Below are 1,549 nucleotides of genomic sequence, written 5' to 3' on the forward strand. Positions count from 1 at the left end.
GTCGGCTCGTCGAACAGCATCACCTTCGGGCTCATGCACAAAGCGCGGGCGATCGCCACCCGCTGCTGCTGCCCGCCCGAGAGCTGGCCGGGAAACATCCCCGCCAGCTGCGGGATGCGGACGCGCTCGAGATAGCCCATCGCCAGTTTCTCGGCCGCCGCCCGGCCCATCCGCTTCACGTGGACGGGGGCGAGGGTGCAATTCTCCAGCACGGTGAGATGGGCGAACAGGTTGAAGTGCTGGAACACCATGCCGACCTCGCGGCGCACGGCGTCCACGCTCGCCTGCGCGCCGGTGAGTTCGATGCCGTCCACATGGATCGTGCCCTGCTGATGCGCCTCGAGGCCGTTGACGCAGCGGATCAGGGTCGATTTGCCCGAGCCCGAGGGGCCGCAGATCACGATCTTCTCGGCCTTCGCCACCGTGAGGTCGACGTCGCGCAGGACGTGATGGGCGCCGAACCACTTGTTGACGCCGGAGAGGGCGACGGCGGGGGAGGTCTGCGGTGCCTTCAAGGATTCACTCGTCATCGTCTCTCTCCCGCCGCGAGGCGGCGCTCGATGAACCCGGCATAGCGCGCCATGCCGAAGCAGACGGCGAAATAGACGAGGGCGGCGAAGATGTAGGCGGTGGCCGGGATGGTGGCGGCCGACCAGCGCGGATCGGCGCGGGAGGCTTCCAGCACGCGAATGAAATCGCTGATGCCGACGATGGAGACCAGGGTCGTGTCCTTGAACAGGCCGATCATCGTGTTGACGATGCCGGGCAGCGCCACCTTCAGCGCCTGGGGCAGGATGACGAGGCGCAGCGCCTGGCTTCGGCCGAGACCGAGCGCCGCCGCCGCTTCGGCCTGCCCCTTCGGTACGGTCTGCAGCCCGCCGCGCACCACCTCGGCCATGTAGGCGGAGGCGAAGAGGGCGATGCCGACCAGCGGCCGCAGCAGGCGGTCCACGGTGATGTCGCCCGGCAGGAACAGCGGCAGCATCACGTTGGCCATGAACAGCACCGTGATCAGCGGCACGCCGCGCCAGAACTCGATGAAGGCGGTGGAGAGCACGCGCACCACCGGCAGGGTCGAGCGCCGCCCCAGCGCCAGCAGGATGCCGAGCGGCAGGGAGACGACGATGCCCACCGTGGCCACCACCACGGTGACGAGGAAGCCGCCCCACAGGCCCGTCGCCACCGACGGGAGGCCGAGCGACGGCGCGCCCGAGAGGAGCAGGTAGGCGACGACCGGGAACACCAGGAAGGCGAAGAGCGCGCCGAGATCGCGCCGGGGCGCCCCGAGCCAGAGCATCCATCCGGCGGCGAGGGCCAGCAGCGCGACGGCGAGGTTCGGGCGCCAGCGCTCCGGCGCGGGGTAGGAGCCATAGGCGAGGTAGTTGATCTTGTCGGCGATGAAGGCCCAGCAGGCCCCCACCGGCCGCCCCGCCACCTCCGGCCGGCAGGCATCCCCCGACGCCCCGGTCCAGACCGCATCGATGACGAGGAAGCGGATCGCGATGGGGAGCAGCCAGGCGAGCAATCCCAGGATCGCCAGGGTGGTGAG

General features: G+C 70.0%; 2 protein-coding genes. Both read right to left on the reverse strand.

Annotated elements, in window-relative coordinates:
* Nucleotides 1–530: amino acid ABC transporter ATP-binding protein (locus tag MBTS_RS23215; RefSeq protein WP_192216597.1), on the reverse strand; the 530-nt coding region annotated here is incomplete at its 3' end.
* On the reverse strand, nucleotides 527–1,549 hold a 1,023-nt coding region (locus MBTS_RS23220; RefSeq protein ID WP_192216598.1), incomplete at its 5' end, for an amino acid ABC transporter permease. The genes MBTS_RS23220 and MBTS_RS23215, both read right to left, overlap by 4 nt.

The organism is Methylobacterium bullatum (assembly GCF_014845095.1).
Lineage (GTDB): Bacteria > Pseudomonadota > Alphaproteobacteria > Rhizobiales > Beijerinckiaceae > Methylobacterium > Methylobacterium bullatum.